The sequence below is a fragment of the Stenotrophomonas sp. 220_Sma genome, from assembly GCF_056487375.1.
The window spans coordinates 1167061-1189360 of sequence record NZ_CM151348.1 but is presented as its reverse complement, the minus strand read 5'-3'; the positions used below and the strand labels follow the sequence as shown (position 1 = coordinate 1189360).

Here is a 22300-nt window from a genome sequence, read left to right as displayed (position 1 = left end):
GGCCGGCATTCCCGATGACATCCGCAGCATCATGAGGTTGCCGGCCAGCGGCCGGCACTACCGCTGCACGGATCAACGTTTCTCGAAACGCTCCTCAAAGAACTCATCCAGCGCTTTCCAGGCGCGCTTGGCTGCCCGTTCGTTGTACTGGCAGCCTGGCGGACTGTTGGCATCGCGCTCGGCGAAGCAGTGCACCGCGCCGCTGTAGTTGGTGAATTCCCAGTCGACCTTGGCCGCGTTCATTTCCTTCTGGAAACCGGCGATGTCCTCGGCGGTCACGCTGGTGTCGTCGGCGCCATTGAGCACCAGCACCGACGGGTGCGTGCCACCGGCCTGCGCCGGCAGCGGCGAGCCCAGCCCGCCGTGCAGGCTGACCACACCGGCCAGCGGCGCGCCGGCACGGGCCAGTTCCAGCACCGTGGTGCCACCGAAACAGAAGCCCACCGCACCGATCCAACGGGTATCGAGCGGCACCTTGCCGGCCTGCGCCTTGAGCACGTTCACCGCCTCCAGCGCACGTGCGCGCAGCAGCGGCCGGTCGTTGCGCAGCTTGCTGGCGATCGGGCCGGCCTCGGCATCGGTCTTCGGCCGCACGCCCTTGCCGTAGACATCGGCCACCAGCACCACATAGTCATCGCCAGCCAGCTGCTTGGCCTTCTCGACCGCCGATTCGTTCACGCCTTTCCAGTTCGGCACCATCACCAGCCCGGGGCGCTTATCGTTGTCGCCGTCGTCATAGACCAGCACGCCGCTGAAAGTCGTGCCCTGGTGCTTCCACTCCACCGGCTGCGTCTTCATCGCCGCCCACGCCGGCATCGCCGCCAGCCCCAGAACCACCGCCACACCGCATCGCCAACGATTCATGCGCCTGCTCCGTAAAAAAGGGACGGAGGGGATTAAGTCGCAGAACACCCTCCCGTGTCGCATTCTGCCTTGGCGACGTGACGCAGGTGTGGTGGGATACGACTCAACTCTTTTCGACCCCATTTCTGCATGAGCCTTGTTGATCGCTTCCTCTCCGGCCTGATTCCGCGCCTGCCCGCCAAAGACGCTGCGCAGTGGGTGCATGTCCAGGGCGCCAGCGCCGATGATCTGCAGGGCCTGCGCGCACAGTGGCCTAAGGTGCCGGACAGCCTGCTGGAATTGCTGTCGCGGGTGGATGGCACGCACTTCCGCGAGTATCCCGGTGGACAGGTGTACGTGCTGATGCTTGGTTCGGATGTTGGGGACGGCGGCTATCCGTACTACCTGAGCTCGGCCTCGGACATCTTCGAGGAACAGGACGAATGGGACGACAGCATCCGATCCATCTATGAAGAATGGCTGGACGACGAGCCGGAGATTCTTGGTGATGGCATTGACGCCGATCTGCCGATGGATCGCCGCCTGTGCTTCTCGCAATGCGCGAACAATGGCGGCACCTCAAAGCTGTACCTGGATTTCAACCCGGCACCCGGCGGCACCGTCGGCCAGGTGGTGCGCTACCTGCATGATCCGGACAGCTACGTAGTCATCGCGCCCAGCTTCGATGCCTATCTTCAGCAGCTGATCGATCGCGACTACGCGTTCATCCGGCACGACGACTGAAATCCAGCCGAGCATGGGCTCGGCTCGACAGTAGATCCACGCCATGCGTGGATGGGATGCACAGGATCCCGCTGGGGTCAGAGCCCTTTCCTGCGGAAAGGGATCCGACCCCGATCCGGCAGATCAGGCGATGCCCAGGCCCGGAATCGCGCTGATGCTGTCCGGGTCGAAGCCGGCCAGTTCGGCGAAGTGGCGGCCACGCGCCACGTAGTCACGGTACGCACCGAAACTCGGTGCGCCGGGCGACAGCAATATCACCCCACCCTCGGAACCCAGCGCAGAACGCGCCAAGGCCATCGCCTCCGGCAGATCGCCGGCGGCATGCAGGCCGAAGCGACCGGCATCGGCCAGCGGCTGCAGCATCGCGTGGATGCGCGGGCCGTTGCTGCCCATCGTCACGATCTCCACCGGCGGCACGTCGTGCGCCATGTGCTGCATGAAATCGGTCCAGTCCAGGCCACGGTCATGCCCGCCCACCAGCAGCGCGATGCGCTGGCCGGCGAAGCACTCCAGCGCGGCCAGGCTGGCATGCGGCGTGGTGCTGATCGAATCGTTGACGTAGGTCAGGCCATCGGCCGCGCCGATGCGCTGCAGGCGATTCGGCAGCGGACGGAAATCCTGCACCGCCGGTGCCAGCGCCACGGCGTCCAGCCCCAGCGCTTCCAGCGCCGCCAGTACCGCACAAAGGTTGCCGCGGTTGTGGCGACCCGGCAGCGGCGTGTTGCGGGTATCGAACACGGGCTGCTCGCCTCGATGCACGATGTCACCGCGCATATGCCAGCCCTGCGGCTGGTTGAACCAGACCACTTCGCTGTCGGGCAGCGACAGCGCAGCAAGATGCGGATCGGTGGCATTGAGCACGGCGATGCGCGGTGCGGCTTCAGTCACCAGCCGCAGCTTGTCCTCGATGTAACGCTGCTCGCTGCCGTGCCAGTCCAGGTGCTCCGGGAACAGGTTCAGCACCACCGCCACCTGCGGATGGGCGCCACTGCGCGCCACTTCGCCGGTCTGGTAGCTGGACAGTTCCACCGCCCAGTACGCGGGTGCGGGCTGCGGGTCCAGCACTTCCAGCAGCGGCAGGCCGATGTTGCCGACCAGGCCGGTGCGGTGGCCGGCGGCACGCAGCAGGTGCGCGACCAGCGCGGTGGTGGTGCTCTTGCCCTTGGTGCCGGTCACGCACACGGTGTCGTGCACGATGCCATCGGCACCTGCATGTTCGGCGAACCACAGCGCGGTGCCACCGATGAAGGTGGTGCCCTGCCCCGCCGCGGCCAGCGCGACCGGCTGGTAGGGGCTGATGCCGGGCGACTTGATCACCACGTCGAACGCGGCCAGCGCTTCAGCAGAAGGCTCGCCACGCACATCCAGCACGCCCTGTGTTTCCGCACGCGCGGCCTCCACTTCGGCCGCCGGGCAGAACAGGCTCAGGCCAAGCGTGGGCAGGCGCTCGCGCAGCACCGCAAACGCGGCGCGGCCCTCACGGCCCCAGCCCCACAGCGCAACGCGCTTTCCTTCAAGCTTCGAAATCTTCACGCACCCGTTCCCACAGCGCAGCCGGAACGCGATGCTCGCCCTGCAGCTGCAGCAGCGGTGCCAGTTCCAGTTCGGCGGCATCCAGCTGCGGCTGGATCTCATTGCAGAAGCGCTTCACCAGCACGTCTTCCTTCCACTCCGGGCGCTGCGCCAGGGTCGCCATCGCCGCACGCGATTCGCGGCCTTCGCCCACGCACTCGAACGGCTTGTGGTCCTGGAATTCCAGCAGTGCATCGAAGCCGCCGGCCTGCTCGGCATCGTCCAGCAGGTTGCGGCCGAAGATGCGCACCAGGCGCGTCTTGGGCATGAACGGAGCCAGCGCCAGGAACACGAAATGGCACTTCGGGCAGACACCGCACCAGCGGTTCACCGGGCGCTCGCCGAGGATGTGGAAGTTACGGTTGCAGCTGGAGAAATGCGCGTCGTAGAAATCGGTCTTGGCGAACTGGCGGGCCACTGCCAGCTCCGACATCGGGCGCAGCAGCGAGTAGTACTGCAGGTCCGCCGCTACGTGCGTCTGCACATGGCTGCCGAACGCCTGCTCGAATGCCCAGCCCTTGGACCACTGGTGGTTCACTTCGCCGGTGCCCGGAATCTGGCTGCCGTAGCTGGCCGAACGTTCGTTGGAGAACACCACCTGGTCCACGCCCTGCAGCAGCGCGGCCAGCACCATGATCGCCGAGTTCACCGCAGTGACCGGGATATGCCCGTTCCACGCACCCTGGCGGTTGAGCTCGAACAGTTCCGGCGCCAGCGCGCGGCCCAGGTTCAGCGTCGGCAGGCCGGTGCGTTCAGCGCAGGCACGGATCAGCTGCGAGCCACCGATCCAGGTCACCGTCTCGTCCACGCCGGCACGGCGCAGCGCTTCGATGCTGACCAGCGAATCCTTGCCGCCACCGATCGCCACCAGCGCGTGCGGCTGCAGGCCCAGCACCGGCGCCTGCACTGCCTCGCCCTGCACCGGCAGGCGGAAGCGCCCGCGCAGGTTCAGGCCGTTGCGGTAGGCAAATTCACCCAGGCCATTGAGGTAGACCGTCTCCACCAGCGCAGCGGTATCGGCATCGATGGCGTAGCTGTCGATGCTGACCGTCTCCGGCACGCCCGCCTTGTAGTAGCTGACACCGGCGATCAGGTGCAGCAGCTGCAGCGCGCGCTGCACAGCGGCGGTACGCGCTTCGTCCAGCACGAACGGGGCGCCCGGCACGGTGATGGTTTCCACCATCTCCGGGCCGTCATCAAAGGCGTAGACCAGCTTGGCCACGCCGGTGTCCGCGGCGAATTCGCAGCGGACGAAGCGGAAGCGGGAAACCTGGTGTTTGTCGAAAGCAGTCATGGTGTATCCGGTCAGGCACGGGCCCGCGCGATGGCGCGGGGCGTGTCGGTGGGCGGGTGCAGGGCGCGCGCGGTGGTCATTCGATCACGTCTTCGCGCGGCAGCATCCGCTGGTTGTAGGTGTTGGCCATCGAATAGCCGTAGGCGCCGGCATCGGCGATCAGCATCACGTCGTCCGGTGCGGTCGACACCGGCAGCTTGCGGCGCTTGCCGAACACATCGCTGGATTCGCAGATCGGGCCGACCACGTCGAATGCCGCTTCGGCATAACCGCCCTGGCGGCTGAGGTTCTCGATGTCGTGCCAGGCGTCGTACAGGGCCGGGCGCATCAGTGCGTTCATGCCGGCATCCAGGCCAACACGGCGCACGCCGTCCTTCTCCACCACCTGGGTGACATGGGTCAGCAGCACGCCGGACTCGGCCACCAGGTAGCGGCCCGGCTCGATCGCCAGGCGGAATGCCGGATGCAGCGCCTTGACCTCGGCCAGACCCTCGGCCCAGGCGTCCAGGTCGAACGGCTCGTCTTCGTCGCTGTACGGAATCGGCAGGCCACCGCCGATATCGATGGTGTGTACGCTGCCGATGCGACGGGCGAAACCGGCCAGCTCATCGCACATCAGGCGCCAGTGCTGTGCGGTTTCCACGCCGCTGCCCAGATGCGCATGCAGGCCGACCACGCGGCTGCCCAGATCGGTGGCCGCGCGCACGAACTCATCGACGCGGGCGATCGGGAGGCCGAACTTGGAGTCCTTGCCGCCGGTGCGGACCTTGGCATGGTGGCCTTCGCCACGGCCCAGATCGACGCGCAGCCACAGCTCACGGTTGCGGAACAGGTCCGGCCAGCGCTGCAGCGCTTCGACGTTGTCGACGGTAACGGTCACGCCCAGCGCGAACGCGGCTTCGTACTCGCTGCGCGGGCAGAAGCTGGGGGTGAACAGCACACGCTTGGGCGACAGTTCCGGCAGGTGCTGGAACACGTGCTTCAGTTCGCCGTGCGATACACACTCAAGGCCGAAGCCCTCGGCTTCCAGCAGCTGCAGGATGGCCGGGTGGCTGTTGGCCTTGATCGCGTAGTAGCGCTGGTCGATCGGCTTGATCGCGGCCAGCGCGCGGGCACGGGCGCGCACGGTCGGCAGGTGGTAGACATAGCGCGGCGTACCGGCGTCGGCCAGCTGCAGCAGGTGCGCCCGCTGGCCCCGCCACCACGGCGTGCCACGCGGGCGCACGGTGCCGGCGATCTCGCGCCAGCGTGGGCCGAACACTTCGGTCTCTTCCACCGGCATCGCACCGCTGTCGATCAGCTCGGCGTGCAGGATCGGCAGCAGGCCATCGGCATCGGCTTCGTCGATGACGAAGGTCAGGTTCAGGTCGTTGGACGACTGCGAGATCATGTGCACGCGCTCACGGCCGAACGTGGCCCACACGTCCGACAGCTTGTGCAGCAGCGAGCGCATGCCGCGACCAACCAGGGTGATCGCCGCGCACGGCACGATCACCTTCACCTTGCAGATCTGCGACAGGTCGGCCGACAGCGCGGCCAGCACATCGGTGTTGACCAGGTTCTCGGACGGATCCAGCGATACGGTGACGTTGGTTTCGGCCGAACCGATCAGGTCCACCGACAGGCCGTGCTTCTTGAACAGATTGAACACATCGGCCAGGAAGCCGACCTGCTGCCACATGCCGATGCCTTCCATCGACACCAGCACGATGCCGTTGCGGCGGCTGATCGCCTTCACCCCTGGTACCGGCGCGGCGCTGCCGTCGATGCTGGTGCCCGGCAGTTCCGGGCGCTCGGTATCGAGGATGGCCATCGGTACGCCGGCATCGCGGCACGGCTTGATCGAGCGCGGGTGCAGCACCTTGGCGCCGGTGGTGGCGATTTCCTGCGCCTCGTAATAGTCCAGGCGGGTCAGCAGGCGCGCGTCCGGCACATCCTTCGGGTTGGCACTGAACATGCCCGGCACATCGGTCCAGATCTCCACGCGGCTGGCACCGAGCAGCGCACCGAAGTACGCCGCCGAGGTATCCGAGCCACCGCGGCCGAGGATGGCGGTACCGCCATCGGCGTGCCGCGAGATGAAGCCCTGGGTGATCAGCAGGCGGGTCGGCTGCGCGCGGAAGCGCTGCACCCATTCCGCGTCGGCGCGCCACTGGCAGTTCACCGACAGGCGCTGCGACCAGTCGCTCTGGTTCGGCTGCGGCGGCATCGCGTCCAGCCACTGGCGGGCATCCATCCAGCCCATGTCCAGGCCCGACGCGCGCAGGTAGGCCGCACCCAGGGTGGAGGACAGCAGCTCGCCCTGGCCCAGCACTTCGGCCTGCCAGTCGAGCGGACGGGTGGCCGCCCGCGCGTCGTCGAGCAGCCCCTGCAGCGCGGCCAGGCGATCGGCCAGCACCTCGCGGCCCAGGCCGAGTTCAACCAGGAAGGCCTCGTGGCGTTCGACCAGCGCCGCCACGCGGTCCCGGCTGTCGGGCGCGCCATCGGCGATCGCGGTCAGTTCGTTGGTGACCCCGGACAGCGCCGAAACCACTACCAGCACGCGCGAGCCGGTCTCTTCCGCACGTTTTTTCGCCAGCTTCCCGATCGTGTCCCAGCGATGACGACGCGACACCGAGGTGCCGCCGAACTTCAGTACGATCCAACGATCGACAAGGGGGGAAGCTGACATGGATTGGCTATGTAGAATGTGGGGAAGCCGCCCTCGGGGGCGGAACCTTTGATTCTAAGCGCAATATCCTCGTAGATGGCCGTCCTCCGTTACCTGCAGCTCGATGTCTTTGCCCCCCGCCCCGGCACCGGCAACCCACTGGGCGCCATCCTGGACGCCGACGAGCTCTCCAGCAGCCAGATGCAGGCCCTGGCCGCCTGGCTGAACCTGTCCGAGACGGTGTTCTTCCTGCGCCCCAGCACGCCGGGCGCCGACTACCACATCCGCATCTTCACCCCGACCCGCGAGCTGGCCTTCGCCGGCCACCCCAGCGTCGGCGCCGCCTGGGCGGCGGTGACCTGCGGCCTGGCGCAACCGCGCAACGGTGCCCTGCTGCAGCAATGTGCGGCGGGGTTGCTGCCGGTACGGGTGAGCGGCCCGGCCGAGGCACTGAAGCTCCAGCTGGCCAGCCCACCGGCGCGGCAACTGGACACCGCGGCCGACGGAGCGCCCGAAGCGCTGCTGGGGCTGGCCGACAGCGGGCACGTGCCCGAATTGTGGGACAACGGCGCACGCTGGTGGCTGTTGCCGCTGCGCGACGCCGCCGCCGTACGCAGCCTTGTGCCGGACATGGCCACGCTGGCCGACTGGAGCCTCGCCACCGACGCGACCGGTGTGGCCGTGTTCGCCGACGAGGCCGGCGACGACCACACCCGGGTGGTGCGCGCCTTCTGCCCCGCTGATGCAGCCGCCGTGCCCGAGGATCCAGTGACCGGCAGCGCCAATGCGCTGATCGGTGCCTGGCTGCGCCAGCGCAATGCCCTGCCCGGCCGCGAGGGCCGCTACGTCGCCAGCCAGGGCCGCGAAGTCGGCCGCGATGGTCGCGTACAGGTCGAGGTTGATGCGCAGGGCACGGTGTGGATCGGCGGCCAGGTGCAGTGCGTGATCGACGGCAGCATCCGCTGGTAGCCCACGGGAAAAAGGGGACGGAGGGAATTAAGTCGCTTATGGCACATGAGGCAAAAGCGACTTAATTCCCTCCGTCCCCTTTTTGGTGCCCCGCGCTACGCTATGCGGCCTGTTTACTGGAGTGCCGCCTGATGTCCACCCGCCGTTTCCTGCAGCTGGACGTGTTCTCCCCGCGCGCCGGCGCTGGCAATCCGCTGGCCGTGGTACTCGATGCCGAGGGCCTGGACGACGCCAGCATGCAGGCCATCGCGCGCTGGACGCGCCTGCCCGAAACCACCTTCGTGTTCCCGCCGCAGGTGCCGGGCGCCAGCTATCGATTGCGCATGTTCAGCCCGCAGAAGGAAGTACCGTTCGCCGGCCACCCCAGCGTCGGTACCGCGCACGCGGTGCTGCAGGCGGGCCTGGCCGCAGCGGTCGACGGCGTGCTGGTGCAGGACGGCATTGCCGGCACGCTGCCGCTGCGCGTCAGCGGTGAGGGTACGCAGCAGCGCATCGCCATCCGCACCCCGCGCGCGCAGCTGGCCGAGAGTGCCGAGGCGACCGATCCTCGCCTGCAGGCCGCGCTGAAGGACTGGCCGCTGGGCACACTGCCGCCGGCACGCATGCAGGGTGGCCGCAGCTGGTGGGTGGTGCAGGTGGCCGACGAGGCCGCATTGCGCGCGCTGCAGCCAGACTGGGATGCAGTGGCCGCACTGGCTGAATCCACCGACAGCATGGGCGTGTTCGCCTATGCCTTCAGCGATGGCAGCGAGGGTTTCGACCTGGCCGTACGTGCCTTCGTCGGCAATGGACGCCGCTTCGAGGACGCCGCCTCGGGTGCGGCCAATGCGGTGCTGGCCGCGTGGCTGGACCTGCGTGACGCGCTGCCGCGTGGACGGACGCCGTTTGAAGTCAGCCAGGGCCGCGAAGTCGGCCATGACGCGCGCCTGACCCTGCTGGTCGACCAGGACGGCGAGGTCTGGTCTGGCGGGCAGGTGCAGACGGTGATCAGCGGCACCATCGATTGGTAAACACCATCGAGGTGAAGCCGAAGGCAGCGGCAGGAGCCGCTGCCAACGTCGGACGCGACGGCCCGGAGGGTGGCGGCCAGGAAGGCCGCCATAACGCTGGCCGGCTGTTACCTGGACCTCGACATCATGCGGTTGCCGGCCAGCGGCCGGCACTACCCTCAGCCCAGCTCGGCTTCCAGGCTGATCGGCACCGCGCTCAGCGCCTTGGACACCGGGCAGTTCTGCTTGGCGTCATCGGCAATCGCACGGAACTGCGTCGCGTCGATACCCGGCACCACTGCCTTCACCTTCAGCCGGATCTGCGACAGCTGCGGGCCGCCCTCCAATGACAGATCGACCTTGGCTTCGGTATCCAGCGAGGTCGGGGTAAAGCCGGCTTCGCCGAGCTTGGCCGACAGCGCCATGGTGAAGCAACCGGCGTGCGCAGCAGCGATGAGCTCTTCCGGATTGGTGCCCTTTTCGTCGCCGAAACGGCTGTTGAAGCCGTAGCGTGTCTTGTCCAGCAGCCCGCTCTGCGGCGTGCTCAGCTGCCCCTTGCCCGACTTCAGATCGCCCTCCCAGTGCGCGGTGGCGTGTCGCGAGATTCCCATGTGCTGCTCCTGCGTGACGGTGATGAACGGTCACCCTCGCACGGGAGGCGTTAGCCCTGCGTCGCTCCGCCACACGCCACAGGTCCGCCGGAAACCGGACAACTGGTCACTTCTTCGCCAGACCGGCGCGCATTTTTCCCTTGTTTTCAGTGGTTTCGCGCATTCCTCCGATGGGCGGGCGCGGACCATCGCGCGCGCTGCCACACCCCCTTCCCCCACTGCCGGCCATGTACTGAATCGGCCTGGATATGAAAAAACATGCACTTTCCACGCTTCGGGCTATTGGCGGCGCCCGAGAGTTGCCCTACATTGCGCTTGCCGACGGGGTTCGGCGCCGACCAAACAACCAACCGTTCACGGAACAGGAAACCATGGCAAAGACCGCTAAGAAGGCTGCCCCGAAGAAGGCAGTGAAGAAAGTCGCGACGAAGGCAGCCGCCAAGCCGGCCGCTCCGAAGCCGATCAAGGAAGTGCTGACCAAGTCCGGCCTGGTTGCACACATCGCTGAAGCCTCCGGCGTCATCGCCAAGGACGTCCGCGCTGTGCTGGCCTCGCTTGAAAGCGCCGTCGCCTCCTCGGTGCACAAGAAGGGCGCTGGCTCCTTCACCCTGCCGGGCCTGCTGAAGATCACCACCGTCAATGTGCCGGCCAAGCCGAAGCGCAAGGGCATCAACCCGTTCACCAAGGAAGAGCAGTGGTTCGCCGCCAAGCCGGCCACCACCAAGCTGAAGGTGCGTCCGCTGAAGAAGCTGAAGGACGCCGCGCTGTAAGCGCGCGCCCCAACGCGGATTCCGACGGGACGGCTCTGGCCGTCCCGTTTTTTTTGTCCCAACCACAGCCCGCAACACAGCGTTGCCGCATCCCCGGGAATGCGCGTACAGGCCCGTCGCCATTGGCTGGGCGTGGTCCGTTGCGGCCCCGGAACGTACCGGGTGGAACACTGCGTGCAGCCCCGGCCATCGCCGCCGGGCACGGCCTTGCCTAAGGTGGGCACATCCTCCACAGCTACGGCGAGCACACCCTCATGGCCAGCCCCTCCACCCGCTACCGGATCTCGGTGACCCCCATCGAAAAGGACGGGTTGCAGTGCACCGGGCGCTGCACCATCGAACTGGAACATCGCGCAAGCCGCGACCTGATGCGCCTGCTGGAAGCGGCACCGCGCACCGCTGGTATCAGCGGCGACGAGCGCGCGACCCTGGTGATCGCCACCCAGCTGCTGCGCGACATCGTGCAGCGCCACGCCGACACCGAAGGCCATGCCCTGGCCGCCATCGCCGCGCAGGTGCTGCCGGCGCTGGATGCACTGGAACAGCTGCCCTCCTCCCGCTGATCGCGGCACAGCCGATACACTGCCTCCTTCCGTTCGCCTCGGGGAGGAGGCAGACATGCGCAGGTTCCTGATACTGCTCGCACCGCTGGTGATGCTGGCCTGTTCCCGGCCGCCATCGCAATCCGATCCAGCGGATGCCACACCGTCGGCCACGGCCGAGGCGGCTGCCCGCACGAAGTCACAGACCGCCGCAGAAGGCGATGCACCGGCCGTGCAGGCCATCGATGTCGATCCCCTGTTTGCCGCCGTCGCGGCCGAGGCCGAGCTGCCGGCGGGAATGCTCAATGCCTATGTCATGGCCCTGCTCAATCGCGATCGCAAGGCCGTCGACGCCGCGTGGACCTTCCCGCCCAGCGATGCACGACGCGCCGACGATGCCGCATTGCGCCAGCTCACGGACGTGCGCAGCCTGCGCCTGACCAGCGAACTACCGATCGCGCGCGACGGTCACCAGCCGCCGCAGCTGCTGGAGGTTCCGGTACAGATCCGCGCAGTGACCCCTGAGGGCACCTTCCGCTTCGGCGGCTGGTACCGGGTGCAACCCCGTGCCGATGGCCGCGCCTGGCAGATCCAGTCGGCGCAACTGCGGCCAACGCTGGACTGAACCGTTGCAGCGGCATGCACGCGCGATTCAGCCGGCACGGCTACTCTTTGATTCGTCCATTCATATCCACCGGTCACCGCCATGCGCCTGCGTTCCCTGATGACCCGCCTCGCGGCCTCCACCGTGCTGATCGCCGCTGCGATCGGCGCCCAGGCCGCCCCTTCCATTTCCGGCCGCGAACTGTCGGTCGGCGCCAGTGACGTGCAGCAGTACCTCGATGGCAGCTTCCCACGCACCCAGGACGCCCTCGGCGGCCTGATCGCGCTGACCATGAGCCATCCACAGCTGAGCCTTCCTGCCGGCGAACGGTTGAACCTGGGCATGGATGTTGCTCTGGCCACCGCCGGCGGCAACCCTGCCAAACTGGGTACGGTGAAGCTCAGCAGCGGCCTGCGCTATGACGCGCAGACCCAGGGCTTCCACCTGCAGCAGCCCAGCGTGGATGACTTCACCCCGGCCAACCAGGGCGGTCGCCTCGATTCGCGCACCCGCGGCCTGCTCAATGCCTGGCTGAGCGACTACGCCCAGCGCGAACCGATCTACAAGCTGGACCCGGCCGTGGCCGGCCTGCTCGGCGCGCTGCAGGTGCAGTCGGCGCAGGTGAAGAACGGCAAGCTGGTGGTCACCTTCAACCAGAACCTGGGCAACCTGGTGCCCGCAGGCGTGCTGGGTAAGTAAGGTAGTGCCGGCCGCTGGCCGGCACGCTTTTCACATGTGTGCCGGCCAGCGGCCGGCACTACCCGCTGCGGGTCAGCGCTTGGGCTGCAGCATGGTGCCGGTGCACTTGGGCGAGCCGCAGCGGCATTCCCAGATCTTCTTCAGCTTGGCGGTGTGGCGCTCGGCCAGGGTGATGCCGTAGTTGTAGGTCAGCTCTTCGCCGGCCTTGATGTCACGCAGCGCCTCGATGAACACCTTGTCGCCGCGGCTGTCGCCGTCCTCGTCTTCCTCGATCACCGCCTCGCAGTTCGGGTCGCAGCTGTGGTTGATCCAGCGCGCGTCATTGCCCTTGTAGTTGGCATCGATCACCCAGTCGTCGTTGAGGGTGAACAGGAAGGTATGGCCACTTTCGACGTCGCCGCTGTCATCGGCATCAACGTCGCCGTGGCTGCGCAGCAGGCCCTTGTACTGGATCACGCGCTCGCCCTGCTTGATCGGGGCCACGGCGAACACGCCGTTGCCATGGATGGCGGACTTGCGGGCTTGGATCTTCTTCGGCATCGGCACGGGCTGTTTGCAGCGAATGGAACAGGGATTCTCGCCCATTCCGGGTGATTGCGAAAATCACCCCGTTGGCGCAGCATTGCGCCCTGGCAACGGCCCCGGTGTGTCCTCCCGGCCCGGCCCCAGCGCCGGCTGAATGCCCGGGTTGGATGGCGGCGAATAAAAGCGTACAATTTCAGTCCGCTTTAAGAACCACTCGCATCCCCATGTTGCGCGTCACCAAACTCACCGATTACGCCACCGTCGTGCTGACCGTGCTCGCCGCCCGTCCGGGCGAGGTGCTCAGTGCCACCGAGCTGGCCGAATTCACCGGTCTGGAGCCGCCCACCGTCAGCAAGGTGCTCAAGCCGCTGGCCCAGGCCGGCCTGGTTGAAGGCCTGCGCGGCGTGCGTGGCGGCTACCGCCTGACCCGCCCGGCCATCGAGATCTCGCTGTTCGAAGTGGTCGAAGCGATGGAAGGGCCACTGGCCCTGACCGAATGCAGCCACGACCACCACCAGTGCGGCATGGCGCCCAAGTGCGGCGCGCGCAGCAGCTGGCGGTTGATCAACGACGTGGTCTCCGAGGCCCTGCGCGATGTCACCCTTGCGCAGATCCTGCCCCCTCTCCCCCTTGCCGATGACGAACAGCGCCGCACCATCGCTGTCGACGTCGTCTCCTGATCCGTAGGCAGCCCCCCATGGCCACCGAAACCATCGAAAACGTCGCCCACGACGACACCCCCAACCGCGAGATCCACGAGCAGCTCGGCCGCAAGTATTCGGCCGGCTTCATCACCGAGATCGAATCGGACTCCCTGCCGCCGGGCCTGGACGAGGACACCATCCGTGCCCTGTCGGCCAAGAAGGAAGAGCCGGAGTGGATGACGCAGTGGCGCCTGGACGCCTACCGCCACTTCCTGACCATGCCGATGCCGGACTGGGCCAAGCTGGAGATCGCGCCGATCGACCTGCAGGCGCTCAGCTACTACTCCGCGCCGAAGGGCCCGAAGTACGCCTCGCTGGATGACGTGCCGAAGGAACTTCTGGACACCTACGACAAGCTGGGCGTGCCGCTGCACGAGCGTGCCAAGCTGGCCGGCGTGGCGGTGGACGCGGTGTTCGACTCGGTGTCCGTCGGCACCACGTTCCGCAAGGAACTGGCCGAGAAGGGCATCATCTTCTGCTCGATGTCCGAGGCCATCAAGGAACACCCGGAACTGGTCCGCCAGTACCTGGGCACCGTGGTGCCGGTGGGCGACAACTACTTCGCCGCGCTCAACTCGGCGGTGTTCTCCGATGGCAGCTTCGTGTTCATTCCCAAAGGCGTTCGCTGCCCGATGGAACTGAGCACCTACTTCCGCATCAATGCCGGCCACACCGGCCAGTTCGAGCGCACCCTCATCGTGTGCGAGGACAAGGCCTACGTGTCCTACCTGGAAGGCTGCACCGCGCCGATGCGCGACGAGAACCAGCTGCACGCTGCGGTGGTCGAGCTGGTCGCGCTGGAAGACGCGGAGATCAAGTACTCCACCGTGCAGAACTGGTACCCGGGCGACGAGAACGGCGTCGGCGGCATCTACAACTTCGTCACCAAGCGTGCCGAGTGCCGTGGTGCGCGCAGCAAGGTCACCTGGACCCAGGTCGAAACCGGCTCGGCGATCACCTGGAAGTACCCGTCCTGCGTGCTGCTGGGCGACGACTCGGTCGGTGAGTTCCACTCCGTGGCGCTGACCCATCACCGCCAGCAGGCCGACACCGGCACCAAGATGATCCACGTCGGCAAGCGCACCAAGAGCAAGATCGTCAGCAAGGGCATCAGCGCCGGCCGCGGCCAGAACACCTACCGCGGCCTGGTGCGTGTGGACCGCAATGCCGATGGCGCGCGCAACTACACCCAGTGCGATTCGCTGCTGATCGGCAAGCAGTGCGGCGCGCACACCTTCCCCTACATCGAGGTGAAGAACCCGGGCGCCACCGTCGAGCACGAGGCCACCACCTCCAAGATTTCCGACGACCAGCTGTTCTACTGCCGCGCCCGTGGCATCAGCCAGGAAGACGCGGTGTCGATGATCGTCGACGGCTTCTGCAAGCAGGTGTTCCGCGAACTGCCGATGGAGTTCGCGGTGGAAGCCAAGAAGCTGCTGGAAGTCTCGCTGGAAGGTTCGGTGGGCTGACCGCCCGCCCCTGCCCCTCGCAAACGCATTCTCTTTACCGGCGGGCCGCGGCCCGCCCCACGGAAACCCCCACCATGCTGAAGATCGAAAACCTCCACGCCCGCATCGGCGACAAGGAAATCCTCAAGGGCCTGTCGCTGGATGTGAAGCCCGGCCAGGTGCACGCCATCATGGGCCCGAACGGCGCCGGCAAGTCCACCCTGGGCAACGTCCTGGCCGGCCGCGACGGCTACGAAGTGACCGAAGGCAGCGTGCAGTTTGAAGGCACCGACCTGCTCGAGCAGGACCCGGAAGCGCGCGCCGCCGCCGGCCTGTTCCTGGCGTTCCAGTACCCGGTGGAAATCCCGGGCGTGAACAACACCTACTTCCTGCGCGCGGCACTGAACGCCCAGCGCAAGGCGCGCGGTGAGGACGAACTCGATTCCATGCAGTTCCTCAAGCTGGTGCGCCAGAAGCTGGCCGTGCTGCACCTGAAGGATGAACTGCTGCACCGTGGCGTCAACGAAGGCTTCTCCGGTGGCGAGAAGAAGCGCAACGAGATCTTCCAGCTGGCCGTGCTGGAACCGAAGCTGGCGATCCTGGACGAAACCGATTCGGGCCTGGACATCGATGCGCTGAAGAGCGTGGCCGACGGCGTCAACGCACTGCGCGCCGCCGACCGTTCGTTCCTGGTCATTACCCATTACCAGCGCCTGCTGGACTACATCAAGCCGGACGTGGTGCACGTGCTGGCCGATGGCCGCATCGTCAAGACCGGTGGCCCGGAACTGGCACTGGAACTGGAAGCGCACGGCTACGATTTCCTCAAGGATCGCGTGGTGCGCGAGGCGGCGGTCTGATGAGCGCGCTGCTCGATTCGATGGCCCAGGCCTTCTGCGGCAGCGATGCGCGCCGCGAAGTGCTGGATGCGGCCCTGCGCGACGGCCTGCCGGCCGCCCGCAACGAAGCCTGGAAGTACACCTCGCTGCGCCAGCTGGAACGCCGTGCGTTCGCTGCGGCACCGCTGCAGGGCCCGGCGCTGGACGCCACGCTGCTGGACGACATCCCGGCGCCGCGCCTGGTGTTCGTCAACGGTCGCCTGGATGCCGCGCTGAGCGACGTGCAGGCGCTGCCGGCCGGCGTGCAGCTGCAGCCGCTGTCGGCCGCACTGGCCTCCGGCGAAGACGCCGTGCGTTTCCTTGGCCGCCGCTACGAACGCAGCGAAGAGATCTTCGCCCGCCTGAATGCCGCGCTGGCCGATGAAGGTGTGGTGTTGCGCGTGGATGAAGGCGTGCAGGTCGAAACGCCGCTGCAGCTGGTATTCGCCAGCGTCGCCGGCGACACCGACCTGGCTTGGCACCACCGTCACCTGATCGAACTGCGTGCCGGCGCCAGCCTGGGCGTGGTCGAGCACCGCTTCAGCGTGGGTGACTCCGCCCACCTGGACAACACCGTGCTGCATGCCCACGTCGCCCGTGATGCCGTGCTCAAGCACGCCCGCGTGCAGGCCGGCAGCGCGCGCCAGACCAGCTTCCTGCGCACCGACGCGGTGCTGGCCCGCGACGCGCAGTACCACCGCGTCGACCTGGAACTGGGCGCCGCGCTCAGCCGCCATGAACTGAACGTGCGCCTGGAAGGCGACAATGCCCAGCTGACCGCCAACGGCGTGCTGCTCGGCAATGGCCGCCGCCACGTCGAAACCCGCCTGGGCATCGACCACATCGCACGCGATACCGCCTGCGAACTGCTGTGGCGCGGCGTCGCCGCCAACCGCAGCCGCGTGGTGTTCCATGGTGGCATCCAGATCCGCGAAGGCGCCGATGGCACCGACGCGAACCTGTCCAACAAGAACCTGCTGCTGTCGGCCGATGCCGAGATCGACACCCAGCCGACGCTGGTGATCGATGCCGATGAAGTGAAGGCCGCGCACGGCGCGACTGTCGGCCAGCTCGACGCCAATGCGCTGTTCTACCTGCGCTCGCGCGGCCTGCCGCAGGCACAGGCGCAGGCACTGCTGAGCGCCGCGTTCTGCCACGAGCCGCTGAAGATCCTGCCCGACGCACTGCGTGCGCAGCTGGCACGTCGCCTGGACAAGGCCCTCGCCGAGGCGGGTGTGGCATGAACCTGTCCACGCCGCGACCGATCGAAGAACGCACCGGCGCCCCCGACTGGGACCGCGTCCGTCTCGACTTCCCGCTGTTGATGCGTGAAGTGCACGGCAAGCCGCTGGTCTATTTCGACAACGCCAACACCGGCCAGAAGCCGGTGCAGGTGATCGGCGCGGTGGACGAGTTCTACCGCCGCTACAACGCCAACGTCAGCCGTGCAGTGCATGCACTGGGCAGCGAAGCCACCGATGCCTACGAAGGCGCACGCAACAAGCTGGCGCGCTTCCTCAACGTGCGGCCCAGCGACCTGGTGCTGTGCAGTGGCACCACCTTCGCCATCAACCTGGTGGCCTATTCGTGGGCGCTGCCGCGGCTGAAGGCCGGTGACGTGATCCTGATCACGCGCATGGAGCACCACGCCAACATCGTGCCGTGGCAGCTGGTCGCGCAGCGTACCGGCGCCACCATCCGCGTGGCCGAGATCACCCCCGATGGCGCACTCGATCTGGATGCGCTGCGCGCGGCGATGACCCCGGAGGTCAAGCTGCTGGCGGTTACTCATGTCTCCAACGTGCTGGGCACGGTCAATCCGGTGCGCGAGATCTGCCGCGAAGCGCGCAAGCGCGGCATCATCACCGTGGTCGATGGCTCGCAGGCCGTGCCGCACCGCAAGGTCGACGTCGCCGCGATCGGCTGCGATTTCTACGCCATCACCGGCCACAAGATGTGCGGCCCGACCGGCACCGGCGCACTGTGGGCGCGCCGCGAGCACCTGGACGCGATGCCGCCGTTCCTCGGCGGCGGCGAGATGATCAAGGAAGTCAGCTTCGACGGCACCGTGTTCAACGATGCCCCGCACAAGTTCGAAGCCGGCACCCCGAACATCGCCGGTTTCATCGGCCTGGGCGTGGCTGCCGACTACCTGCAGCAGCTTGGCCAGGAGAACGTGGAAGCCCGCGAAGCCGAACTGCTGGCGCACTTCACCGAAGAGCTGCGCCGCGTCGACGGCCTGCGCATCATCGGCGAAGCGCCGGAAAAAGCCGCCGTGGTCTCGTTCCTGATCGACGGCGCGCATGCGCACGACCTTGCGACCCTGCTCGACCTGGAAGGCGTGGCCGTGCGCTCGGGCCAGCACTGCGCACACCCGCTGCTTCAGTACTTCGGCGTCGCGGCTACCTGCCGAGCTTCGCTGGCGTTCTACAACACGCATGCCGAGATCGAGCGGTTCATGACCGCGCTGACCAAGGTACGCAAGCTGCTGGGCTGAGGATTCGCCAGAATCGGGGAAGTATGAGAACGCCGCAGGAAACTGCGGCGTTTTTTTATTGCGCGCTGGACGCAAGCAAGCAGAGGCGTGACCGGGAAACACCGAGTGATGCCAGGAACGGGCAATCTCACCGTAACGCCGATCCATCCACCATCAACGACCTTGAGGCACCGTCCCCTACATGCCAACAAGCATGGATACCCCGGAGGCAATCAGGAAGACGTACATCATCACGACGCCCCTCAACACCCACCGTTCCCCCTGATGGAGCGTCTGCCCTTTGGAAGTAAGGGCAAGCACTGCAATACCGCGCAAGCACCTAAGCCACCAATCAACCTTGATGATTCCCACTGCAGCGAGTACTTCCGGCCGTTCACGCTCGATTTTAAGCAACATCCTGTGAGCCGCAAATGCGTTTATCCACATGGCGCCTAGAATGATGGAAGCCCAAATGGGGAAGCTTTCAACAAACCCTGGCACTCAGCTCCTCCTTTTGATGCTACTCCATCACATAGCACCTGCACACCCAATCTTCTACGCAGCAATCAGCTATGGAGTCGATGCGTTCAAGGGCGCAAGAAGCCCCTTGACGTACCCACCGAGGCCAACAACGTCCTCAGCTGTACCAATCAGGTCCCGTCGCATCATCTTCTCGACATGCTCTACACCACCAAGTCGCGCGACAACATCCGCAAGGAAAGTGACATCTCCCGCAAACAACGTCACGTCCTGATCCAGCTTTACAACCCAGCGACCATCATGCGAATACAAATAATGATCACGCATGAAGTTCCCATCTTCGAGCCAGTAGGAGCGCAGGCCATCCAGACCTCGCTCAATTTCCACGGGGCTTCCCCCGTCGGAGCACTCTGAACATCGAACCGCGCACATCGCGATATCTGCAAAGTGCTCCGAAAGTACTTTCAGCCACGCCACCCAAACATCATTCGGAGCAAAATCCTCATACAGGTTGCGATCAAACGCCATCCCCGCCCAGTCTTCCCGGAGAAGAGGGAGATCCGGAGGGGTAGCATCCGAGAGGGATGCCGCAATGAAGTCTGGCAAGCAACATTTATTGTTCATGGCTTCTCTGACTGCACTCAAGCCCACTCATCAATACTCTGCCTAACGGCCAACACCTGTGCTTCGGCATAGCGGGGATCGCAAATACGGATATCGGCGTCATCAAGATAGTGCCATATCACGTGAGGAACCCCGATTTCATACGAAATTGACCGAAGCACGTCCTTGATAAATTCCGCCCTCTGGTACCAACCAGACGCCTGTTCCACGGAAGCAGGCTCGGATTCCAACAGTCTCCGCAGACAGGCTAAAACGAGATTCTTTTCATCGATAGCGCTCAATGCGAAACCTCATATTCATAAACCAAGAGGAAATTCCCCCAAAGCCTATCGACGTGATCGATCAGTTCGCAATGACACACCAGTTGGGCAACCCTACCCCGCAAGGCGCAATCCCGACCCGTTCATACCGCAACCCAGGCGCCATACAGGCCACCAGCACCACTATCGCAAGCACCACTCGAATCAACAACAAAGAGAGCCCATTCATGGCTTAGTCCCAGCTCGGCATACTCTGGGCGACAGGATGGTTGCTCGACCACGGCAAGCAATCTCCTGCATTGCAGGCACGCGCGCGATACTCATGCGCGCAATAGGTCCCGCCACTCGACTGCACATAAGCATTGCGGCGAAAAAATGCCGATGGCGCCGTCTCCCGTTGCAGCTGGCGCTTCAGTAGCCTGCCAGATAGCTACGCTAAAGAAGAGGCCCCATTCGGCGGACGTATCGTGTCTGCACAAGACTGCTACGAACTCTTCCCGCGTAGCAAGCCAACGAAAAGAGGTATGTAACCCACCGTGAACGCCGCCAGAAGTATGAGCGCCCATTCAATGAATGAAATCCCTGTATGCCCGTACACGAGACGCAACAATCCATAGCTTGCGATCGTGAAAACAGCAGCTTTCGCGTAATACAGGGCGACGCCCTTCAGGATCAATTTGGCCTTCATATCCTACTTCAACTTATCGTTCACAAGTGGTTCCAGATCGCCTGATGAACTGACCGCCGTACCGACGGCATTGGCCGCTGTTTGGGTGGGATTGGAGTATTTAAACCCAGGAGTGGCTTCCTTTATACCCTGCATCAGATTTCCTGTCGCAGCTCGCTCAGTCTGTGTCATCCCAGCACTCGCACTTCTAGCGGCTACGCCAGGCGCAGCAGAAACAGCTGCCCCTAAGCCAGCCGTTCCTCCGCTCAAGGCTGCGCCCTTCGCAACCTCGGATACAGAAGCGGTCTTGCCTTCAAGTTGTGCATTTGCTTGGACTGAAACTGCGCCGACGGCTGCATTTCCAACCACGTTTGCAGCAATGGTTCCACCGGCAGTGGCAGCAGTGCCTGCAACGGCACTTACTCCACCACTTAGCGCGCCAGCCGCTGTTGCGACAGCAACTTACCCTCATTTTACTTGGGAGAATCTTTCGCCCATCGACCCTTCAGCCATAGCCATCTGAACACCGATGTTCACAACTGCGCCTATTGGCGCGCCCCACAAGCACTGGGGGCAGCGCCCATCCGGATCTTTGAACTTGTACGGGCTGTTGTAAGCATAGGCGTAGCGGTTTAGATGGCGCATATCGCCCCCTTCAGCCGTTACCGGATCAACACTCAGGAAAGCCCCTAACGCCGGATCCATGTACCGCTGCTGCATGTAACTCAGCCCGGTCCCGGAGTCCGTCACATGCCCCGTATACCCCGGCCCATCCTTCAACGGCCGATTCACCACCGCCCCATACGGTTCATACACCGTACGCTCGATGACGTTTCCGCTGGCATCGGTGATCGCCACCGGTGAACCCAGTGCATCAGTGTGGATGTACTCGACCACTTCCTGGGCAACCGCCGGAGCCACACAGGCCACCAGCACCCCCACCGCGAGTACCGCCCGAATCAACAGCAAAGAGAGTCCATTCATGGCTTAGTCCCAGCTCAGTACGCCGCGGGTGACGGGGAAGTCTGCAGACCATGCCGAACAGCCGCCGGCGTTGCAGGCCCTGACAATGTAGAGACTGGCGCAGTAGGTCCCGCCGTTCGACTGCACGTAGGTATTGGGGCCGGTGTACAGGCGCCGTCCAGCTCCGGAAGGCTCCAGCTGATATTCCGTTGCCCCCGGAACCGCGCGCCAGCCAACGCTGCACTGCACCTGATAGGGCGCCTTGCGCGTGCTGAGCCACTCCGCCGCGTAGATCTGAGTGGCTGCAGGAGGAAGCACGACGGAGACACTGGCGATACCCGAGTAGGGGCTGCACCCCGCGAAATTGCATGCCCTCACCCGGTAGGCATAGCTGCCATTGCCACGGCTGGCACCAAAGCTGTTCCCGCCGCCGTTATGCACCACCGTCCAGCCACCACCGTTGGCACTCTCCTCCAGCACGAAGCTCTCGCTGTTGGCCGGCACCGACCAGCTCAGGCTGTACTGCGGCACGTTCACCAGGCCCGGCGCGCTGATCACCGGCTCGATCGTCGGCGGCCCGATCATCCCTCCTGTAGCAGCCAGGCCAGGAAAACGCGGAAGCACGCGAGGTGGAACTACTGGCGCACTTCACCGAAGAGCTGCGCCGACTCGCCGGCCTGCGGATTATCGGGGAGGTGCAGGGAAGGCCGCCGCGGTCTCGCCCGTGATCAGCGGCGAGCATGTCCATGAACAACTGGTGATCCTGCACAATCTGAAAGAATGAAAGTGCGATAGGGCCCGCACTACGCCCGCCCGCTGATGCAGCACTTCAGCGTCGCGGCCACCTGCCGTACCTCCTAGCGTCCTACATGGCGCACGCCAAGATCGAACCGTTCATGACGGCGTTGGCGACGGCGCGGAAGTTACTGGGGTGTGTTTTGAGTAGCAGCGAGCAAGACGAGAATGCCGCGGGAGACTGCGGCCTTTC

General features: G+C 65.5%; 21 protein-coding genes. 12 read left to right on the top strand and 9 right to left on the bottom strand.

Translation table 11 applies throughout. The features are described from left to right. Positions 1-72: 72 nt before the first annotated feature. Positions 73-864, bottom strand: coding sequence for a dienelactone hydrolase family protein (locus ACZLIB_RS05740; protein WP_478469340.1), 792 nt, complete (start codon positions 862-864; stop codon positions 73-75). Positions 865-993: 129 nt separating this feature from the next. Here ACZLIB_RS05740 and ACZLIB_RS05735 point away from each other — a divergent pair, with 129 nt between their 5' ends. After that, positions 994-1587, top strand: coding sequence for an SMI1/KNR4 family protein (locus ACZLIB_RS05735; protein WP_164079605.1), 594 nt, complete (start codon positions 994-996; stop codon positions 1585-1587). Positions 1588-1710: 123 nt separating this feature from the next. On the opposite strand, the gene murD is transcribed toward ACZLIB_RS05735, so the two are convergent. From murD to ACZLIB_RS05720, 3 genes are all read right to left on the bottom strand, one after another. Continuing rightward, a complete protein-coding gene (gene murD / locus ACZLIB_RS05730) occupies positions 1711-3120 on the bottom strand; it encodes a UDP-N-acetylmuramoyl-L-alanine--D-glutamate ligase (RefSeq protein WP_478469338.1) in 1410 nt (469 codons plus the stop codon). Continuing rightward, positions 3101-4453 (bottom strand): UDP-N-acetyl-alpha-D-muramoyl-L-alanyl-L-glutamate epimerase, encoded by a 1353-nt coding sequence (murL, locus tag ACZLIB_RS05725; protein ID WP_049398826.1) that lies wholly within the window; start codon positions 4451-4453, stop codon positions 3101-3103. The genes murD and murL overlap by 20 nt, the downstream gene beginning before the upstream one ends. A 76-nt stretch (positions 4454-4529) precedes the next feature. Then, a complete protein-coding gene (locus ACZLIB_RS05720) occupies positions 4530-7124 on the bottom strand; it encodes a bifunctional aspartate kinase/diaminopimelate decarboxylase (RefSeq protein WP_414576646.1) in 2595 nt (864 codons plus the stop codon). Positions 7125-7199: 75 nt separating this feature from the next. On the opposite strand from ACZLIB_RS05720, the gene ACZLIB_RS05715 reads away from it, so the two are divergent. Together ACZLIB_RS05715 and ACZLIB_RS05710 are read left to right on the top strand one after the other, a co-directional pair. Then, on the top strand, positions 7200-8072 hold the full coding sequence (locus tag ACZLIB_RS05715) for a PhzF family phenazine biosynthesis protein (RefSeq protein ID WP_478469337.1): 873 nt from the start codon (positions 7200-7202) through the stop codon (positions 8070-8072). Positions 8073-8203: 131 nt separating this feature from the next. Beyond that, positions 8204-9082 carry a PhzF family phenazine biosynthesis protein gene (locus ACZLIB_RS05710; RefSeq protein WP_478469336.1) on the top strand — a complete coding sequence of 293 codons (879 nt, stop codon included), beginning with the start codon at positions 8204-8206 and terminating at the stop codon, positions 9080-9082. Positions 9083-9240: 158 nt separating this feature from the next. Here the strand turns inward: ACZLIB_RS05710 and ACZLIB_RS05705 are convergent, their stop codons facing one another. Then, positions 9241-9672, bottom strand: coding sequence for an OsmC family protein (locus ACZLIB_RS05705; protein WP_005408443.1), 432 nt, complete (start codon positions 9670-9672; stop codon positions 9241-9243). Positions 9673-10043: 371 nt separating this feature from the next. Between ACZLIB_RS05705 and ACZLIB_RS05700 the strand changes: the two genes are divergently transcribed. The 4 genes from ACZLIB_RS05700 (at position 10044) to ACZLIB_RS05685 (ending at position 12287) form a co-directional block, all read left to right on the top strand. Continuing rightward, a complete protein-coding gene (locus ACZLIB_RS05700) occupies positions 10044-10442 on the top strand; it encodes an HU family DNA-binding protein (protein ID WP_010483539.1) in 399 nt (132 codons plus the stop codon). Between the two features lie 254 nt (positions 10443-10696). Beyond that, positions 10697-11005, top strand: coding sequence for a DUF3861 family protein (locus tag ACZLIB_RS05695; protein WP_049398822.1), 309 nt, complete (start codon positions 10697-10699; stop codon positions 11003-11005). A gap of 55 nt (positions 11006-11060) precedes the next feature. Next, on the top strand, positions 11061-11609 hold the full coding sequence (locus ACZLIB_RS05690; protein ID WP_049398821.1) for a hypothetical protein: 549 nt from the start codon (positions 11061-11063) through the stop codon (positions 11607-11609). Between the two features lie 81 nt (positions 11610-11690). Beyond that, positions 11691-12287, top strand: coding sequence for a YceB family lipoprotein (locus ACZLIB_RS05685; protein WP_012510326.1), 597 nt, complete (start codon positions 11691-11693; stop codon positions 12285-12287). Positions 12288-12359: 72 nt separating this feature from the next. On the opposite strand, the gene ACZLIB_RS05680 is transcribed toward ACZLIB_RS05685, so the two are convergent. Continuing rightward, on the bottom strand, positions 12360-12827 hold the full coding sequence (locus tag ACZLIB_RS05680; RefSeq protein ID WP_012479369.1) for an SET domain-containing protein: 468 nt from the start codon (positions 12825-12827) through the stop codon (positions 12360-12362). 209 nt (positions 12828-13036) lie between these two features. Between ACZLIB_RS05680 and ACZLIB_RS05675 the strand changes: the two genes are divergently transcribed. The 5 genes from ACZLIB_RS05675 (at position 13037) to ACZLIB_RS05655 (ending at position 18339) form a co-directional block, all read left to right on the top strand. After that, positions 13037-13492, top strand: a complete 456-nt coding sequence (locus ACZLIB_RS05675; RefSeq protein WP_005408436.1) for an SUF system Fe-S cluster assembly regulator — start codon at positions 13037-13039, stop codon at positions 13490-13492. A gap of 17 nt (positions 13493-13509) precedes the next feature. Beyond that, the gene (sufB, locus tag ACZLIB_RS05670; protein ID WP_043396952.1) at positions 13510-14985 is read left to right on the top strand and encodes a Fe-S cluster assembly protein SufB; all 1476 of its coding nucleotides are present in this window, start codon (positions 13510-13512) and stop codon (positions 14983-14985) included. A 74-nt stretch (positions 14986-15059) separates the two neighbouring features. Next, on the top strand, positions 15060-15824 hold the full coding sequence (gene sufC / locus ACZLIB_RS05665) for a Fe-S cluster assembly ATPase SufC (RefSeq protein ID WP_110711472.1): 765 nt from the start codon (positions 15060-15062) through the stop codon (positions 15822-15824). Beyond that, a complete protein-coding gene (gene sufD, locus ACZLIB_RS05660; protein ID WP_478469334.1) occupies positions 15824-17086 on the top strand; it encodes a Fe-S cluster assembly protein SufD in 1263 nt (420 codons plus the stop codon). The genes sufC and sufD overlap by 1 nt, the downstream gene beginning before the upstream one ends. Then, entirely contained in the window at positions 17083-18339 is a 1257-nt protein-coding gene (locus tag ACZLIB_RS05655; protein WP_005408431.1) for a cysteine desulfurase, read from the top strand. Before sufD ends, ACZLIB_RS05655 begins: the two co-directional genes overlap by 4 nt. Positions 18340-18888: 549 nt before the next feature. On the opposite strand, the gene ACZLIB_RS05650 is transcribed toward ACZLIB_RS05655, so the two are convergent. The 3 genes from ACZLIB_RS05650 to ACZLIB_RS05640 form a co-directional block, all read right to left on the bottom strand. Beyond that, entirely contained in the window at positions 18889-19422 is a 534-nt protein-coding gene (locus ACZLIB_RS05650) for a hypothetical protein (protein WP_232528267.1), read from the bottom strand. Positions 19423-20817: 1395 nt separating this feature from the next. Continuing rightward, positions 20818-21333: an RHS repeat domain-containing protein gene (locus ACZLIB_RS05645; protein ID WP_478469332.1), complete on the bottom strand. Its 516-nt coding sequence runs from the start codon at positions 21331-21333 to the stop codon at positions 20818-20820. A gap of 3 nt (positions 21334-21336) precedes the next feature. Further along, positions 21337-21897 carry a hypothetical protein gene (locus ACZLIB_RS05640; RefSeq protein WP_478469331.1) on the bottom strand — a complete coding sequence of 187 codons (561 nt, stop codon included), beginning with the start codon at positions 21895-21897 and terminating at the stop codon, positions 21337-21339. Between the last annotated feature and the right edge of the window lie 403 nt (positions 21898-22300).